This window comes from Vibrio sp. 10N.261.51.F12, assembly GCF_041471725.1.
Classification (GTDB): Bacteria; Pseudomonadota; Gammaproteobacteria; order Enterobacterales; family Vibrionaceae; genus Vibrio.
In genome coordinates, this window is sequence record NZ_JBFROV010000035.1 from 14628 (window position 1) to 31055 (window position 16428).

The window sequence follows — 16428 nt, forward strand, 5'->3', positions numbered from 1 at the left end:
CCATTAGATCAATAGCAATTCCTCTACTATACCTACTAATACCAGTTTCGTTTGATGTGGTGTTGGATGTCTGCAATCGTCAAAGTTCAAGCTCAGGTTAAAATTGACCATTCAGGTTTAATGCTCGACATCCCTGTATTAATGACAGATCAGGGCGTTTTCGATCCCCTGCTTGAGTACATCGTTAGCCAGTCTCACATCAAAAGCCTTCCTTGGATGAACCGAGTTGTGTTTGCATGCCAGTTGTTACTGGAATATATGGAAGCCAATCGGGGACTATTCTCAGAGCCAAGCCTTTTATTTCAATCTTTTGTCCAGCGACTATCATCAGGCACTATCGACAAAGAAGGGTTTGATTCCTCTGGTTTGTTTTGGTTGCCGAGGTCAGTTTCCAACGTCAACCAGCTGCTGTCGGCATTGAATGGATTAACGGATTGGCTCTCTATCCATAAAAATACAAGCAGTCTTAACGATTTTGAAGAAGCTACCTCTCACCAAGAACGACTCAATTACGCGGCGTGGCATAAGAGAAATCAACATGACTTTCTGGGTCATATCAAAAAAAATTCGCTTCCAGATCTACTTAAAAGAGTAAGAAAAGTTCGCGGAAAAAAAGATGTGATTAAAGTGGATGGTGATGCGATTTCGTTTCCCGAACAGCTATTTAAACCATTTTTTATCGACGGTGTCGGCAGTGCGAAAGATTCAAGAGTGGCTATTCGCGATCAATTGATTTTACTGTTGATGCACGGGGCTGGGGTTAGAGAAAGTGATGCCCTGCACTTGTGGGTTGATGATGTGTTTCTTGATCCAATGAACTCTGACAGTGTGACCGTTCGTTTATACCATCCTGAAGATGGCAAAGCCCCCAATCATTGGGTCGGCAGAAAACGGCAAAGTACCCGCTCGGCCTATCTCGCCGAAAAGTATCACCTAACACCACGAAATAAACTTACAGGCACCGCCAGAGTCGGTTGGAAAACCAAGGTGGTCGATCATGATGATAACTACATTCAACTTCATTGGTTTCCGTCTTATTACGGGGAGGTGTTTGCTTATCTATGGCAGCAATACTTAATGGCCTTGCTTCCTATTCAGCGAGATCACCCTTACGCTTTTGTTTCTTTTGCAAGAAAGCAACTGGGTAACGCATTAACGCTAAATGCATTCAATCAAAGCTATGCGGCGGGTATGGGAAGAATTGGTCAAATCGCATCGAAGCCGGAAGGTCGCTCGCCTCATGGCCATCGCCATGCCTATGGAAGACGGATGTCGAATGCCGGGGTGGATGTGCGATTCATCAAGAAAGCACTGCATCATTCTTCTCTTTTATCTCAGTCGATTTACACGCAGCCAGGCGTTCGTGATGTCACACTTGCTTGCGAGCGCGCCACGCAAAAGCTAGATGGTCAGCAGTATGCGAATTTTAAGCAAGATGTGGAGTTGAGCTGGGAAACCATTATGGAATCTGGGTTTGAAGATATTGATCCTGATGGTTTATTTTCAGGTAAAGTGCCAAAATTTGGGAAGCGAGCCTCATGAAATCAACAGACTATGAATTTAATTGGTTCACCGAAAAGAATGGTACGGGTTGGGATACGTGGCGAGAAGTTGCGGCGACGTGGTTACACCAAAACAAATATGGCATTGATCATAAAAAGAATGCGTTGGACAGGTTTTTGGGTGAATATTTAGTTCCGAAGTTCATTGTTGATCCCGTCGAGTTTTTCGAAATGGGTCCGCAAGATTATGAGCAGTTTCTTAGTCAATTCGAATTGTCGGAAGGCTATAGGGTTCGACAAAACAATGAGGTGTGCTCGTTTATCGATTGGGTGATAACCACCTATTATTCACAACCGGATGATGACGGTGAGTTGGTTGCCATGTTCAAAAACCCTTTTCAAAAAGGGTCTAATCCAGTTAAAAATCAAGAAACGGTCTACAACGCTTTACCTTATACCTACATTAAACGGTTGCGAAAAATTCTTTGCCCGATTGAAAGAGGCAGCTTTTTAGACTGGAAATGGGCGATTGAGCAAAGTGACGCATTTATCTCAAATGGTCGGCATCAAAGAGATTGGTTTATTGTTGACGGCTCTGCCATTGATAAAGGTGACCCTGACTGTGTATGGCGGAAAATTAAAGTAGATAAACCTCGCAGTATTAGAATTGACGGAGTGCTAACGCCGTTTAAGGAAGGTGATCACTTTTATGTGATTTGGTCACCCGTCCGCGCAATGGCGCTGTACCTAAAATTACAGCTTCCATTACGTACTTTTCAGGTTCGCATGCTTGATTCTGGTGAAGCCGATACGTGGCGCTACGAGAGTGGAAGCTGGGTTGCCAATGAAATGAATGAGTTTGCTGAAGGCAGTGAAAAGCGCCCTTGGCAAAAAGGTATTTTTCACCGAATCATCACACCTGATATTGGTGATGTAATGATAGGTCTCTATATAAACACTAATAAGACCGCCGATAAAAATAAGGATGAAATTACGAGAGGTTATGTGATCCCTTGGCAGCATGAAGAAGTCTTATATTGGCTAGAGAAGCTGCGAAACTGGCAGCAGAAATACAACCCCATAACTAAGCCGACTTCTATCCATAAGCTTGATTATAAGCACTTTGGAAGTACCAAAACGGATATTCAACGAAATGAGATCGGTGATATTTGTTTTTTGTTTCGTAATGCCGCCGCTGCTCAGCACAGTGAAAAGGAAATGCCGATCACTCAAGGGTATTTGAACACGCTTTGGGTAAGTTTGATGGCGGAACTTGAAACCAAGGTTCAAAAAGATGATCACACACTAATAGATGGCAGCAAAGTTCATTTCATTGACCCTGCTAATCATCGTAAGACACTATTTCCGTTACATTCGTTACGCGTTTCTCTGATCACCTGCTACACCATTGAAGGTGAAATCCCAGCGCCGGTGTTATCTAAGTTATTGGTCGGTCACAGTCGACTCATCATGACCATGCATTACACAAAAGTATCCCCAGTGATGATGGCAAAAAAGATGAAGGCAGCGGAAAACAAGATTGAAGAACAAAACGATGCGACGTTGCATTCATTCCTGGTCAATAAATCGATAGAAGAGATTGGCTTACAATCTGCTTATACCGATATAGAGTCTCTTCGAACAGTATTAAGGGTTCGAAACCCCGCAGGGTGGCAAGAAAAAGCGATAGGTATTTGTTTAGCGGGTGGGAACACAACGCCATTAGTAGAAAGTACCTCCACAGCAGGGTGTTGGAACGGAGGGGAAAAACTAAAGAAAGCGAATCGTAACCAAGCGGATTTGTATGGCCCCGTTCCTCATGGTATTGAAAACTGCGTCCGCTGCCGTTGGTTTATTACCGACATTAAATACCTCCATTCATTAACCGCCCATTTCAATAATCTTAGCTATCACGCGTCAGAATCAGCCAAAATCGCTGCAGAGTTAGAAGCCGAGCAAGCGGTGTTATTAGATGAAGAATACTTCTGTGAAGTGAACAATGAGCCGTTCCAGAAGTATGAATACTTACATCAAATAGACCGAAGAATTGAAAAACAAAAAATTGATGCGGATGAATACTGTAAAGATTTGGTCGCCTGTTTTCAGATAATTCGTAAGCTTATTCGCATCGAAGAACAGCGGCTCCCCGATGACACCGTCGATAAAGTCATCGCAATCGGATCACATACGGAGATCTCTCCGTTCTTTAGCTTTGTTGACACAGAGTCAGAATTTCGACAATTGATACAGTTATGCGATGACGCCGAAATTTACGCGGATCTGCGAGATGATTTAAGAAAAACGCCAGCGATTGGTCATCGATCAAACAAGTTAAATTCAATGCTCATGCAGTCGGGTTACATGCCATTTTTGATGCAGCTTGATGATGAAACTCAGCTCTTAGCGGGTAATGCAATGATTAATGCCATGCTCAAAGCGACAGGAGAGCTTGATAAAACCAAGGCGATGGGCCTCATCGCATCGTATCTTGATACGGAAACGTATTTACAAGACGCGGGTTTATTAGAGGTAGGCGTAAAGGCTATTGAGGCGCAAACGGGAATCAATATGTTACGCCTTGCTGACTTGTCGAAAAATAAAATGGGAGTAATTAAAAATGGCTAACCCAGTGGACCCGCACATTATTCTGGAAGAACTATGTTCCAGCGCGACAGCCCGTACAACGACAGCGCTAAGAACCTTGCACAACATTCTAGAGCAACAAAGCGAGTCGAAGTCATTAGACTTCTCTATCGTGACAATTGGAAAGTTATCTCAAGAACAAGGCGGACCTTCAACGCAAACCATTCGTAATCGAACAGGAAAGCATTTTCAGCAATTGATTGATGCGTGGGCAGCCTATTCAGGAACGACTCGTAAGAAGCCACTCTCGGTGCGTCAGAAGCAGCTTCTCAACAATAATGACCAACACATACTGGAGTCTATCGATGATCCAGTCATTCGAGCGGTTGTTGGTTCGTTAATTGCGGAGAGGAACAAATACAGAGACCAGCTTAACGTACTAAAAGCGAATGCCGATATTGTCATTGACCGGACTACTCAATCTCAGCCTCAGGTGGCGGCTACTTCAAATCAGCTGACACCAATAGAAGTGGAGGCTCTGAGGTCTGCCGTTTCTGACGAGTTTATGGATGAAAAAAGATGGGTTGTGATGCCGACGGGGCAAGTGAAAGATGAAAATGGCATAGAGGTTTACCGGCGTGGCTATGTGAATGGGGTGCTTAAGTTAATTTGAAAGAGAACGAGTAGGCTGTAGGTGTAACTTGTTTTTACTATACTAAAGCCCATTATTTTCACCTTTCGTTACATATTAGTTGTCATTGATATCGATGCTATGTGAGATTAGTCAATATGGTTAATTGGTAGCAGTAATATTATTTGCTATCTGTTTCCGCCATTAAGCATGACTTATGCGCCACTGCTCTAATATCAATTTGACCTCATTGATTCTGATAGGTACCACAACCCTCTTCTCACCTTATACGATGCCATCTACGGATACATTGGGGCTCATGCTTTCAGTGGATGAACAATGTCCATTTGATGAGTATTCATTGAAAGAGAAAGTGATTGGTGAATTCACTAAAGCAAGATTGACCCCAACAACAGCTCGAACGGATTTCCTGGGTGTGAATATTTCGTGTATCGAGGCGAAGAACAACTTGGGAAATATCCAAGGATATTCGATCCATTCAGACATACGATTTGGGCTAGAATTGGACAATGGGTCACTTGTTCTGGAAAGTCATAACCGAGGTGGGATGATGGTAGGCGGCGATGTCAAAGTATCTAAGGCGTTTTACTTTAATACTATAAGAGACCAAATATCGGATGCATTAGTCACTCATCTTGAAAGCTACTCTTATAAATCAGTTGCTCAAAAAGAAGAAGTCATTATTCATCTTATGGCATTGAAAACTAGGGATAACGCTTATGGACTGACAAAGGATCTTAAGCGTCGTGGCTACAATGCTTTTGTAAAAGACGAGCGGACGTTTTATCGCGTGCTTATAAAAGTGAATAAAAATGATGAGGCTAAGGCCATTGTTGATGAGTTAGAACAAATCACCGGTGCAACTGGAGAGATTATTTCTCAGTAGTAAAATGTTGGAGGGATGTTGCCACTGAATAGTGTGTAAGCCTTTTTCCCTGAAACATGTTCAGGCGTGATTTGATCTGTCCCACCAATACTGGATGTCAAGTTAAGTGACTAAGATCTGATGGCTGTTTCATTGGAACTTTTCCACCACCCATTACATGCTTAGCAAGTGGTAGTTAATTCAAAGCACTAGGTTTCGGCTTAGTTGCTTTCTTTTAGTCGCTATTAATAATCGAATCGTTCTTAGATCAAGCACCAAAAAGATGCATTGATGAGATAGGAAATGAAGTGAGTAAACATTGGCAATATGGAGCGCTGATTTGTGATACTGAAGATATCTTTAACTTTGTAGATTACAAAAAATTCAAGAACAACGTCAGAATGACAACGAAGATAGATCCAACGTAGGCAATTTCTACAATATGGCTATCAACCCAATTTACATAGCTTTGTACAATCCTACTAGCCAACTGCATGACAAACTCCTTGCTAATTCTTTATGATGCTACTGTACTATCATAGCGTGTTTACGGAGAATAGTCTCAATCACGTGTCGCTAAATATATAATCCCCCCAAGATTGGAATACGACTATGGGTAATAAGAAATCAATGATCGAAAAAGAGCTAGTTGATGGTATGACACCCTATAGCGCGCATGCCGATGAACTAGCTGTTATTAGTCATAAAGAATGCGGCTCAATTAATGAAGAGTCAGAAAAAATAATCTCTGATATATCGAAGATTATAGTGATTGATTACTGTGCGACAGGGGAAGGTCGGCATGTTTTTATCAAAACTGGTCTAGAAGAAACGATTAGAGAAGATATGGGTGAGTGGCTCTACCAAGGAGCGGAAGCGTATACAGTCGAGCAGTGGATTCAGCTTGATAAGGCTACTCCAGACAATATCAGTTATCAAAACTCCAATGTAGAAACACTCAAGATGTTTGCCCCAATTCTATGGGATGCGATGAATCAAGGTGTATCAATGCATGTTGATATCGAGTATCACTGGAATGAGAGTTAGTGGTGTTTTATTCACTGTCCTAAGAGCCTCTTACAAAGTTGTGAAACAAGCTGCTTCGTAACAATAAGGTCATCTAATTCCTATTTGTGCCGAAGCTTGCTGCATAAGTGACCCAACATACTTTCTTACAAGAACTACCATATGTCTAGTCTTACTACATTGCTGTGAGAGCGGTATAATTGTTGTTCCACTCTCATCATTAAACTCTCTCAATGAAAGCAACGAAACTTTTTATTTTGCCCTTTATTTTAACGATTTTTGGCTGCGCTTCTGGGTCTTCAATACTTGTTGGAGAAGCTAGAGAAGCCATTTTACCAGAGCAAGTGCGCTTGTATGTAAATACTCCCGAATCTTACGAAATCATTGCTTTAGTTAATGCTGCTAGTGACGCTGGCTTAACTAAGCAAGATTCGATTAACTACGCTGTCGAAGAGTTAAAAAAACAAGCTGCACTGGTCGGGGCGAATGGTGTGATACTTGAGACAACAGGTAGCAACAATTCCGTTTTACTTGGCGGGCAAGGAACTGACTATCAATATCTTATTCCTGTTTCGGAGCAAACTGTTAGCGGTAAAGCGATCTACGTCAAACAGCTAGATTGACTTGCCATCAACATAACTGTGTGAAAACTATTGTAGCCAGTCATTCTTGGCTGGCTTGATAATGTCTATAGGCTTATCGGCGAGGCATTATGTAACTTGTTTCTGCCCCTTTTCGTGTTAGTGGCCGTTAGCACCTCGCGCTAATTGTTTCGGTTTTGATTACTATTCCTAATCCGACGTCTATATCGTAACACGGACTAATGTAAGTACCGCCGTGTATTAATTCTTGATCGATTTGACTGGCCTTCAAACTGTATCCTCCTGCCGCCAAACAAGCCAAACCCGATACACTACTGCATACTGCATGTAGTAGTCTATTTACAAACTGCGAGGGGCCAACCGGAATGGTGGAGAGTACTTCTCATATAGCTAAAAGTTCGACTGGCTCGTTTATCTAGTGTCGCACGATGAACTCCATTAAATATCAATGATATAGCAGTGTTGACCACAACAATAGTCTGCCAATCCATTAGGGCAAAGTAGGCCAGCTTGCTTTGTCTGGTGGCAAAGTTCGCTATTTGTGCCAAAATTGTCATTCAAATTCGGCAGTTATTTAGCAAAATTTTGTGGGATTGTAGAATAGAAAAACGAGCCGAAAGATTATTAAGACTGTTATGTTGTTGGACTAGGCAATCCCACCCTAGTTTAGTTGTTTGAGGGATAATTCAACTAAAGGATATTATTATGGAAAATTCTCATGGTAGTGTAAGTAATGACTTCAGGAAGTTGGTGGATAAAGTTGCTCCCCACATATCAGATGACGCATTACTTCAGCTCTCGCAACTTATGGGACCCGCTGATGAAGGTAATCCAACTATACCAGCGGGCTATACATATTTTGGACAGTTTGTAGATCACGACATTACTTTCACTGCTCAAGGTGGTGTAAATGCCCGAACACCGATCTTTGACTTGGATAGCCTGTATGGAGATGGTCCAAGTTCTGACGAGCATGGACATTTCTATGAAGCCGTTCAAAACGAAAATTTCATTTTTAAAATTGGTAATTCTGAAAACGATGATGGGGACCTTTTAAGAAATGAAAATTTCGCTGCACAAATACCTGATCCTAGGAACGACGAAAATATAATTATCGCTTCAATTCAGCTGTTATTTCAAAAGTTCCACAATAAATTGGTACAAGAAGAAGGACTGTCATTTGATAACGCTAAAATTGCCGTGACTTGGCACTATCAATCGATAGTTTTAAACGATTTTCTAGTTAGAATAATTGGCCAAAATCGAGTGGACAGCATTGTACAAAACGGTAGAAAAATCTACCTTCCCCAATCTGAAGATGATGTTTTCATGCCAACTGAATTTGCTGGGGCGTGCTACAGATTTGGCCATAGCATGGTTAGGGAGAGATATAGCTTTAACGATTTTTTTAACGACACAAGAACACATCCTAATCTTTTTTTTGGTTTTCCTGGAGGGAGACCCGTTCAAGGTGGGCACCAAATAACGAATATATGGACATTGCAAGGTGCGGATAAGACACTAGAGAGGTTCTTTGACCCTTCTATTTTGAATCAAGATATTGATTCAGATAACTTTTCCGGAAAAATGGATACAAAACTCCCTCCAGTCCTCTTCAATCTAGAAGTCCCTACTGGGGAAAATAATATTTTGGCACACAGGAACTTACTTTCAGGACGAACTTTATCTTTAGCAAGTGCACAACAATTTGTAGAAGAACTAAATGGACTTGGCGTTCAAATAGATTTGCTTTCGCCTGAAGAAATTAGCGTTGAAGGTATTCCTCCTGCAATCTTAGACAATACACCCCTATGGTATTACACGCTGAGAGAGGCGGAAGTAAAAGAGGGCGGTCATGTATTAGGGGAGCTAGGTTCAATAGTCGTTGGGGAAACTATCATAGGACTTCTTCAGGTTTCTTCAAAATCATTTATTCATCCTAATAATGCAAATTCTAATTGGCCTTTTACATTGAACGGAATAACAAATAAAAAAGTGTCAATGTTAGATGTAGTTAAATACGTATCCAGTTAAAAACATAACAATGCCAGTCAGTAGGATGCAGCAAACCTGCGCCTCTGCTGGCGGCGTTACTTTGCGATACTAAAACTTATCCGTTAGCTTGTAGAAAACTAGAATGCGTAACTCATTTATGTCCAAAAATGAGTTGAAGGGACGTGCGCAATTTTTATGAATTTTCGATTCATGGATTTTGCAAGCGGAACACATCAACAATTTGCTGTCTAAAATCACCCACTACGTCGAAGTAGTGGCACTGTTCTTCAGAGGTGTGCTTAGACAAGGTTGCAACTTTTCGTTCAGTTTTAGTTAGTTGTGTTCCACCCCATGAAATCTGGTTATCAGGGCCCTCTACGCTTGGGTAGTTTGGTGTCAGTGAGTTACGACTTTCTGGAAATTCAGGCTTGATATTGGGTATGTGCTCTTGAAATACGACATTGTTCAAAGGGATCTCCTCTGCGACGCGGTTAGCATAAGTCACTAAATTGGGCTCTGCAAAAGTATATAACCACGCTTCTTGGTTTATCCCTTTGTTCATCCTTAGAATACGACCTAAGACTTGCCTGAAGTACAGCTCAGTCTTAACCTTGCTAAGGTGACAACATACTTGAAGCCTAGGGATATCGGTCCCTTCGCTAATCATCCCCACACTCACTATCCAATCGGAATCGCTGCTTCTGAAATCATCGATGATCCCTGAGGGGGCGTCATGCTTGTAAGTGACAAGAACAGCCTTTTTATTAAACTCTTCGGAAAGCATTGAGTGTATTCTTATCGCGTGTTCAACGGATGCCGCCACAACTAACCCTGCGGCGTTTGGTTTCTTTTCCTGAATCACATCTAGCTTTTTTAAGCCCAATTTTATCAGGTACCTCATGCAGGTATCGTCGGTGATGATGCTTTGATAGTAGCCAAAAGGTTCATCCAGGTATTCACGGATGGATGAGAAGTGGCGAGTGTCTGAATCGTTAGATTTTGCTGTGATCATTTCGTTGTCGACTAAGACAATACTGGGCAAACGGCACACTTTATCCTTAACCGCTTGGCTTAGCCCATAAACGTAGTTGCATTCAATTTCAGCCGTGTTGATGTTGTAGCTTGATAGGCTTACCGGTGCTTTATCAGAACGCCATGGCGTACCAGTTAATGAAAGTGTGTATCGAGCGTGGGATTGTATGTGTTGAATAACTTTTTCACCCCATGCGTTTGCCTCTGTCATGTTGAGCCCCGCGCAATGATGAATTTCATCAAGGACAACCAGGACTCGGTGAGTTTGTAGCAAAGACCAAAAGTAGTCATCAAAGTACTGCAAACCTTGATAGGTATACGAGGCACCTAACGCTCCAATCGCGCCATCAAAGCGACAGTTCAGGTGATTCTTAAAGGTATAGGCTAACCCCTGCGATATGGCGGTTGATGGTGAAAAACAAAGGACAAAGTCGATAGCTTTCTGTTCAAATAACCGAGAGGCAACCTCTGCTGCCATGACAGACTTTCCAGCTCCAGGCGTTGCAAGGCAGAGGAAGTGAGACTGACCTTGCTGGTAGTGATGTAGGGCTAATTCGACGCACTCTGCTTGCCATTGGCGCAACACAGTCATGATAGCGCTAGTGCCATTTTAATTGCTCTTATTTGACCAACCAATTTGGAACTTTGAATCTTGGTCTTGCTCCTTACATCATGTAAGCCTTCTTTTAAATGAGGGAATTCAGAGCTAAGGCCTTGATAGGTTTGAAACTCTTGTAAGCAGGCTAAAAAGTCACTTTCACATTGCTCTAACCTTTCTTGAAGAACCGTTTTAGGCGAATTTAATTTGCTTTCATAAGAGCTACCATGGTTTTCGCTGACTTTGGTAGTGCTGTTGTTTTTCGTTAGTTGCCAGGTTGCTTTTGAAAACAGCTCAGTCTTTTGATACGTCGCTTTTTTGGTGCCTTTAACGCTTACTTTGCACAGTAGCTGTTTATTTTCTAGGCGTAGGATATGTCGGTACACCAGTCGTCTCGCTGCTGCTTTATCTAACGTGGAACCAGCGAGAGCCAGGTACCGATCCCTAAGTTCTAATACAGAAAAATCATCAAGTTGATCCTCAATGAGAATTTGATAGAGAAACGGAATTAGATGAATTGGCTTACTGGACATTTTGTTTACCGAAATTTCGAGTGGGATTTTAAATGCGGATTATAGTCCGTGGCTTTATATGCCGCAAGTAAGGATAGTTTCCATTTTAACTTGGATTAAAAATGAAAGACTTAGCGGTTAAATTTGGCTCGAAATTACGTGAAGTACGCAAAGAAAAAGGCATCTCTCAAGATAGACTCGCGCTAATTGCTGACATAGACAGAAGTTACGTTGGCCGCATTGAACGTGGTGAAGTGAATATTACGCTCGAAAAAGTGTATGGTTTGGCACAAGCCTTAGAATGCAATGTTGTTGAGTTGCTGCCCGCGCCTTAGAGTAAAAGTGTATTCATACTATTCAAGAGTCACTGCGGTTGTCGTTAAGTATCTTGTATACGCTGTTTCTTGAAATGCCTAGCACACTAGAGATCTGTGTAATTTTTTGATGCTCAGAATGCATACTGATGACTTGTTGCTTTATTGCGTTCGAGAGCGGTTTCCTACCTTTGTATTTTCCTGCGGCTTTTGCTGCCGCGATCCCTTCAAGTTGACGTTCTCTGCGAATGTTTAATTCAAACTCGGCAAAGACGGCCAACATATCGAGAAACGCTTTTCCGGATGCAGAATCTGTTGAGATAGGTTGTTCTAAAGCGGTTAGTAGGATTTGCTGCTCGTTAAAGGTTTTGACCATCTGCTGCAAATCTAGAACAGATCTGGCGATGCGGTCGATTCGTGTAATAACGAGAGTGTCTCCGGCTCTTAGGTATTCCATTAGGTCCACCAAACCCTGACGTTTGATGTCTGACCCCGTCGAAGTATCAGAGAAGATTTTGATACAACCTGCTTCTGTGAGTTTCTGAATCTGAAGATCTAATGATTGCTCTGTAGTGGAAACTCGTGCGTAGCCAACCTTGCTCATTGAATTTGCTCATTTAGCATCTAGACTTATTGAACATAGTGTCATTTAAAGTGTTTATCCACTCTAAATGAACATTATTGAGCTGCGATGAGTTTGTTGAATTAGGGTATACCTTAAATGAAAGCTCATAGCAGCATGTTGGGGGAGCCGTTCGTTTAGAAAAGAGGAAACGCCATGAACTTTCGAGATCCCGACTTAGTGCTGACTAAGCGTTTTCGTGGCGGGAAGAAATCCTATTTTCAGGTGAATTCATTTGATACCGAATGGGTGTCGTTACAGGATATAGAACATGGCGAATGCTTTTCCTTTAAACGAGCGCAGTTAGAAAGCCATATTAACAGCGGCCTTCTTATAGTTACGGTCAAAAATAATGTTCCTGACGCTTTATTTATCAATGCCGTCAAAAAGAAAACGAAACCTGCAGCCGTTGGCAAGAAAGCGGAAATTGAAGCTGAAGTCGACCGTAGATATTTCTATGTTCGAAAGGTACTTGATTCTGATCTCCCCGCATTATCAGCAACTCGATTAACCCCATGGATAAGCGAGGCAGCTGAAGAAATCAAAGATATGTCCCCTCCATCCTATAAAACACTCCTCAGATGGCTTAAAGCGTTTAATGAATCAGGATGGAAAAAGGCGTCGCTGCTGCCGCGTCATCATAGTAAAGGTAATCACTCCAATCGATTAGCCCATGAAGTGGAACAGTTATTATCCGAGGTCGTCACTGAGTATGCTAGGTCTTCAGCAAGAGTGAACATTGGAAAAGCACATCGAGATTTTATTGAGCGAATGCAGCTGTTGAATGATCACCGATGTGACGAAGGACTACCCGCGCTTACTCCGAGTAGTTATGAAACCACGTTACAGCGTTTCAGAAAGTGACCGTCTAAAATTTAGTTTTTATTGCCCTAGAACGAGATGAATAATGAACTTTAGAGACCCGAATCTTATTCTTGTGAAACGGTACCGAGGCGGTAAGTGTTCCCACTATCAGGTGAGCGGTGTGACTCGAGGTGAAATTACCATTAAAGACATCGAGCATGGTGGGCACTTTTCCTTTGCAACAGACCAATTAGAATCCCATATACAAAAAGGCCTATTGGTCGCTATCACTAAAGACACTCTCCCTGAAACGGTATTTGTTAACCCTGTAGGTAAAAATGCTAAGTCCCAGAAAACGAATCGAGAATTGCAATACGAGAAAGTAATGGAAAGGCGCTACGCGTATGTTAGGGGAGTATTGGACTCTGATGTTCCAGCGTATACGGAAAAGCGACTGGTTCCTTGGCTTGCTACATTTTCTGAAACCATTGACGATGCTAATCCACCAAGCTGGCGTACGTTAGCAGAGTGGGTCAGTGTGTACGTGACATCGGGTTGGCAAAAGAAAGCCTTGAAACCTGCTCATGCGCGTAAGGGTAATCGAACACAATGTTTGGATGATGAGGTTGAGAGGCTTTTATTGAAGGTTGTTAGGGAGCACTCATTGAAGCAAATTAGAGTGAACTATACGCAAGCACATAATGATTTTTTGGAGCGAGTGGAAGTACTTAATCGATCAAGACTCAAACGGGAGTTGGAGTCAGTTAAGGCTAGTAGTTATCGAACAACGGTTAATCGGTTTCAGAAGTGATGGCAAGGTACTTGAAATACGTGCGCAGAGTAGTAAGCAATATCGTTGTAGAATCGATTGGTACTTATTCCGTCAAGATCCCTCAGTAATGACAGGCTAGCTAAATGAGTGTGTGGTTGTTGCTAGTATGTTAACGAAAACATCCAAGATGGCACGGGGCTTCTATTGGTAACCCCATGGTTTTTTGTGCTCAAAGAGTAAATTTCTTAAAAGTGAGGATAGAAAATATCAAGACAACTTTTCTGGTCTTTTTTGTTCTTACAAATATTCCCCAGAGACATAAGATTCCCATCCTTTATACTTTTTAAGGAATAATTGTTTATACATGAATGCATAACTAAATTATCCAGATAATCGAGATCCTAAATATCCAACATTTTTATTGGAATATCTCCACTTATATTCAAGAAGTAGTGAATTTGCCTCTTCAGTTGAAGATCCGAAACTATCAAAAAATTCCTTGATATCATTGTAACCCTTAGTGTTTTCAAAAGGCTTATTTTCTTTTTTTGGATTCAGAGTACATAATCGATGTGTTCATTGCTATGTAAGCGCATACCTTAGCGAGGTTTGTGTTGGCAGCGTACACGGTAGATGAAAGAACGATGCTTAAGAAAAGTGATATAAATGTAATCATATATGGCTTTAATAAAAAGTTATTAAAATATTATTCTATATGGGGTTTTATCAATTCCTTATTAATATAAAAAATCTTAAATTTCGAAGTTGTGTCACATTATTTAAAGAAATTTCAAAGGCGCGTAGATCGCAGAATAATTAGCGTTGCCTTGTTCCAGTTTTAGATTGGTGGTGTAGTTATTATCCTCATATTTATTCCAAAGGCTTGTTAGAGCTCTAGGTTGAAGGATTAATTTTGATATCATTTTTAGAGTTAGGGTGACATCAAACTCTAGGTAGATGGATTGTTTAAGCTGCCGTTCCGTTTGCCTATCGCTCAAACCTAAATAGTCTGCTTGATCAAGCGTGACATGACCTGATAGATCATTACAATTGAACCACTCCCGTTTGTGAACTTGAAATCCAAGCATTGGCGATTTTTCCGTAACATGGGTTAAGACCATGGAAATAATCGACAATAAACTAGTTACCTTTTGCATCAATGGATTTAAAATGGCCACCCAATAATAGTTTTTAACCTTGCTTTACTTTTAATTATCCTTAATTTTCGTCCAAACATCAAAAACCATTGAGTTTATACATGCACCTATGAACAAACAAAATAGGTATACGTACTTCCAACTTGGAACTGGAATTATTGGCTCAAAAAACCACATATTTACAGGCATTATCTTCAGTTCTGAAAAGTCTGGAAGAGGTTGCAATTCTGCACCGATTATTTGATCTCGTAGGCTAACCATTGATGGTAAATGATTAAATAGTGCCTCCAAACGTTCGATAAAAAACTCAATTGGTAAAGGCAATAGATTTAAGTACAAGATAAATATAAATAAGATGAGGGAAACAACGCTCAACCTAAGAGCAATATTTACAAAAAGTATTGGTAGAAGATAAAATGGACGTCTTATAATACCAGTGTACAGCAGGGTGAAGAATATTAATGGCATAGCAAACAGATAATAAAACTTATGCTTTGGCGCATTTGTTGTATCATCAAAAATCAATGGTATATAGCTGGAAGAAAGGTCAGTTAAACCCACAAAGCCAAATCTATTGTGGGTTAAAGTATAGTTAATTAGATCAATAAATTCTGGTTTAAATCTCAATTTTTCCAATGTTAGCGACCGAACCATATTCATATTACCTTCAGACACTTGATCCCGTGTTGCGCCGATAAATTGAGATAACCGATATGGTGCAAATACTGCCAATGCACAACCGATAGTCAATTTTTTGAACTCCTCTTTAGTTTCGACTACGGTTAGGATCGTTGCAAGAACATGGGCTTTCACCAACGTATAACTGACCATAACAGAAATAAGGAACCAAGCATAAAGACTCCAGTTCTGAGTTTCTAACCATAGACTCACACTACCCCAGTACCCATAATCATATAAAGTTTGCATCTCAAATAAAGAAAACGTACTCGCATTAGACCAATCACCAAAACCAGCTAGATTTACGCTAACAAATACATAAAGTAAAAGAAATGCACTGGCAGAATAATAATAAAAATTAGATAACATTGCTCTTTTTAATAAATAGAAAATCACTAAACCTAATTGAATCACTTTTACAGATGACCACATGAAAGATAGGTTACTTAAAATCAAAAGGTTAAGTATGTTACCGCGAACAAACGCGACGTACATCAAGTGATTTACAAATTCAACTAAGCCCACTGTTTCTGAAACAAGAGAGCCGTTGGGATAGTACTTTTCCTCTGTTAAACCATTAATGGCATCATAATCAATAAAAGCTGCGAATCTAACGGCTATAAAGAAAGCGCATGAAGCAGCAAGCATCCCAAGCCAAAAATAAAGAACTGTTTTTCCTATAGTGGATACTTGCAATTTCATAACTAGTGCATC

Annotated in this window: 15 protein-coding genes; 10 read left to right on the forward strand and 5 right to left on the reverse strand. The window is 41.0% G+C overall.

Annotated elements, in window-relative coordinates:
- Window positions 1–66: 66 nt before the first annotated feature.
- The 7 genes from gmtY (at window position 67) to AB4405_RS17890 (ending at window position 9264) form a co-directional block, all read left to right on the forward strand.
- Window positions 67–1542 carry a gamma-mobile-trio recombinase GmtY gene (gene gmtY, locus AB4405_RS17860; RefSeq protein ID WP_372062140.1) on the forward strand — a complete coding sequence of 492 codons (1476 nt, stop codon included), beginning with the start codon at window positions 67–69 and terminating at the stop codon, window positions 1540–1542.
- A complete protein-coding gene (locus tag AB4405_RS17865; protein WP_372062141.1) occupies window positions 1539–4127 on the forward strand; it encodes a VPA1269 family protein in 2589 nt (862 codons plus the stop codon). Before gmtY ends, AB4405_RS17865 begins: the two co-directional genes overlap by 4 nt.
- Window positions 4120–4758, forward strand: coding sequence for a gamma-mobile-trio protein GmtX (gene gmtX / locus AB4405_RS17870; RefSeq protein ID WP_372062142.1), 639 nt, complete (start codon window positions 4120–4122; stop codon window positions 4756–4758). The genes AB4405_RS17865 and gmtX overlap by 8 nt, the downstream gene beginning before the upstream one ends.
- 277 nt (window positions 4759–5035) lie before the next feature.
- Window positions 5036–5623 carry an SPOR domain-containing protein gene (locus AB4405_RS17875; protein ID WP_372062143.1) on the forward strand — a complete coding sequence of 196 codons (588 nt, stop codon included), beginning with the start codon at window positions 5036–5038 and terminating at the stop codon, window positions 5621–5623.
- A 591-nt stretch (window positions 5624–6214) separates the two neighbouring features.
- The gene (locus tag AB4405_RS17880; protein WP_372062144.1) at window positions 6215–6649 is read left to right on the forward strand and encodes a hypothetical protein; all 435 of its coding nucleotides are present in this window, start codon (window positions 6215–6217) and stop codon (window positions 6647–6649) included.
- 212 nt (window positions 6650–6861) lie between these two features.
- Window positions 6862–7251: a hypothetical protein gene (locus AB4405_RS17885; RefSeq protein ID WP_102471894.1), complete on the forward strand. Its 390-nt coding sequence runs from the start codon at window positions 6862–6864 to the stop codon at window positions 7249–7251.
- Between the two features lie 684 nt (window positions 7252–7935).
- Window positions 7936–9264: a peroxidase family protein gene (locus tag AB4405_RS17890; RefSeq protein ID WP_372062145.1), complete on the forward strand. Its 1329-nt coding sequence runs from the start codon at window positions 7936–7938 to the stop codon at window positions 9262–9264.
- A gap of 169 nt (window positions 9265–9433) precedes the next feature.
- Here AB4405_RS17890 and AB4405_RS17895 read toward each other — a convergent pair whose 3' ends face one another.
- Window positions 9434–10849 carry a DEAD/DEAH box helicase gene (locus tag AB4405_RS17895; RefSeq protein WP_372062146.1) on the reverse strand — a complete coding sequence of 472 codons (1416 nt, stop codon included), beginning with the start codon at window positions 10847–10849 and terminating at the stop codon, window positions 9434–9436.
- Window positions 10846–11388: a hypothetical protein gene (locus AB4405_RS17900; protein WP_372062147.1), complete on the reverse strand. Its 543-nt coding sequence runs from the start codon at window positions 11386–11388 to the stop codon at window positions 10846–10848. Before AB4405_RS17900 ends, AB4405_RS17895 begins: the two co-directional genes overlap by 4 nt.
- 101 nt (window positions 11389–11489) lie before the next feature.
- Here AB4405_RS17900 and AB4405_RS17905 point away from each other — a divergent pair, with 101 nt between their 5' ends.
- Window positions 11490–11702, forward strand: a complete 213-nt coding sequence (locus AB4405_RS17905; RefSeq protein ID WP_372062149.1) for a helix-turn-helix domain-containing protein — start codon at window positions 11490–11492, stop codon at window positions 11700–11702.
- A gap of 22 nt (window positions 11703–11724) precedes the next feature.
- Here AB4405_RS17905 and AB4405_RS17910 read toward each other — a convergent pair whose 3' ends face one another.
- On the reverse strand, window positions 11725–12285 hold the full coding sequence (locus AB4405_RS17910; RefSeq protein ID WP_372062151.1) for a recombinase family protein: 561 nt from the start codon (window positions 12283–12285) through the stop codon (window positions 11725–11727).
- 174 nt (window positions 12286–12459) lie between these two features.
- On the opposite strand from AB4405_RS17910, the gene AB4405_RS17915 reads away from it, so the two are divergent.
- Entirely contained in the window at window positions 12460–13167 is a 708-nt protein-coding gene (locus AB4405_RS17915; protein ID WP_372062153.1) for a hypothetical protein, read from the forward strand.
- Window positions 13168–13210: 43 nt separating this feature from the next.
- Complete coding sequence (locus AB4405_RS17920; protein ID WP_372062154.1) at window positions 13211–13918, forward strand: hypothetical protein; 708 nt, start codon at window positions 13211–13213, stop codon at window positions 13916–13918.
- Between the two features lie 740 nt (window positions 13919–14658).
- Here the strand turns inward: AB4405_RS17920 and AB4405_RS17925 are convergent.
- On the reverse strand, window positions 14659–14967 hold the full coding sequence (locus AB4405_RS17925) for a hypothetical protein (RefSeq protein ID WP_372062156.1): 309 nt from the start codon (window positions 14965–14967) through the stop codon (window positions 14659–14661).
- A 120-nt stretch (window positions 14968–15087) separates the two neighbouring features.
- A complete protein-coding gene (locus tag AB4405_RS17930; protein ID WP_372062157.1) occupies window positions 15088–16416 on the reverse strand; it encodes a hypothetical protein in 1329 nt (442 codons plus the stop codon).
- Window positions 16417–16428 lie beyond the last annotated feature (12 nt).

Bases quoted from the DNA above. Each gene is read 5' to 3' on its own strand.
- gmtY (WP_372062140.1), top strand. From the start codon at position 67: ATGTCTGCAATCGTCAAAGTTCAAGCTCAGGTTAAAATTGACCATTCA.
- AB4405_RS17865 (WP_372062141.1), top strand. From the start codon at position 1,539: ATGAAATCAACAGACTATGAATTTAATTGGTTCACCGAAAAGAATGGT.
- gmtX (WP_372062142.1), top strand. From the start codon at position 4,120: ATGGCTAACCCAGTGGACCCGCACATTATTCTGGAAGAACTATGTTCC.
- AB4405_RS17875 (WP_372062143.1), top strand. From the start codon at position 5,036: ATGCTTTCAGTGGATGAACAATGTCCATTTGATGAGTATTCATTGAAA.
- AB4405_RS17880 (WP_372062144.1), top strand. From the start codon at position 6,215: ATGGGTAATAAGAAATCAATGATCGAAAAAGAGCTAGTTGATGGTATG.
- AB4405_RS17885 (WP_102471894.1), top strand. From the start codon at position 6,862: ATGAAAGCAACGAAACTTTTTATTTTGCCCTTTATTTTAACGATTTTT.
- AB4405_RS17890 (WP_372062145.1), top strand. From the start codon at position 7,936: ATGGAAAATTCTCATGGTAGTGTAAGTAATGACTTCAGGAAGTTGGTG.
- AB4405_RS17895 (WP_372062146.1), bottom strand. From the start codon at position 10,849: ATGACTGTGTTGCGCCAATGGCAAGCAGAGTGCGTCGAATTAGCCCTA.
- AB4405_RS17900 (WP_372062147.1), bottom strand. From the start codon at position 11,388: ATGTCCAGTAAGCCAATTCATCTAATTCCGTTTCTCTATCAAATTCTC.
- AB4405_RS17905 (WP_372062149.1), top strand. From the start codon at position 11,490: ATGAAAGACTTAGCGGTTAAATTTGGCTCGAAATTACGTGAAGTACGC.
- AB4405_RS17910 (WP_372062151.1), bottom strand. From the start codon at position 12,285: ATGAGCAAGGTTGGCTACGCACGAGTTTCCACTACAGAGCAATCATTA.
- AB4405_RS17915 (WP_372062153.1), top strand. From the start codon at position 12,460: ATGAACTTTCGAGATCCCGACTTAGTGCTGACTAAGCGTTTTCGTGGC.
- AB4405_RS17920 (WP_372062154.1), top strand. From the start codon at position 13,211: ATGAACTTTAGAGACCCGAATCTTATTCTTGTGAAACGGTACCGAGGC.
- AB4405_RS17925 (WP_372062156.1), bottom strand. From the start codon at position 14,967: ATGCTTGGATTTCAAGTTCACAAACGGGAGTGGTTCAATTGTAATGAT.
- AB4405_RS17930 (WP_372062157.1), bottom strand. From the start codon at position 16,416: ATGAAATTGCAAGTATCCACTATAGGAAAAACAGTTCTTTATTTTTGG.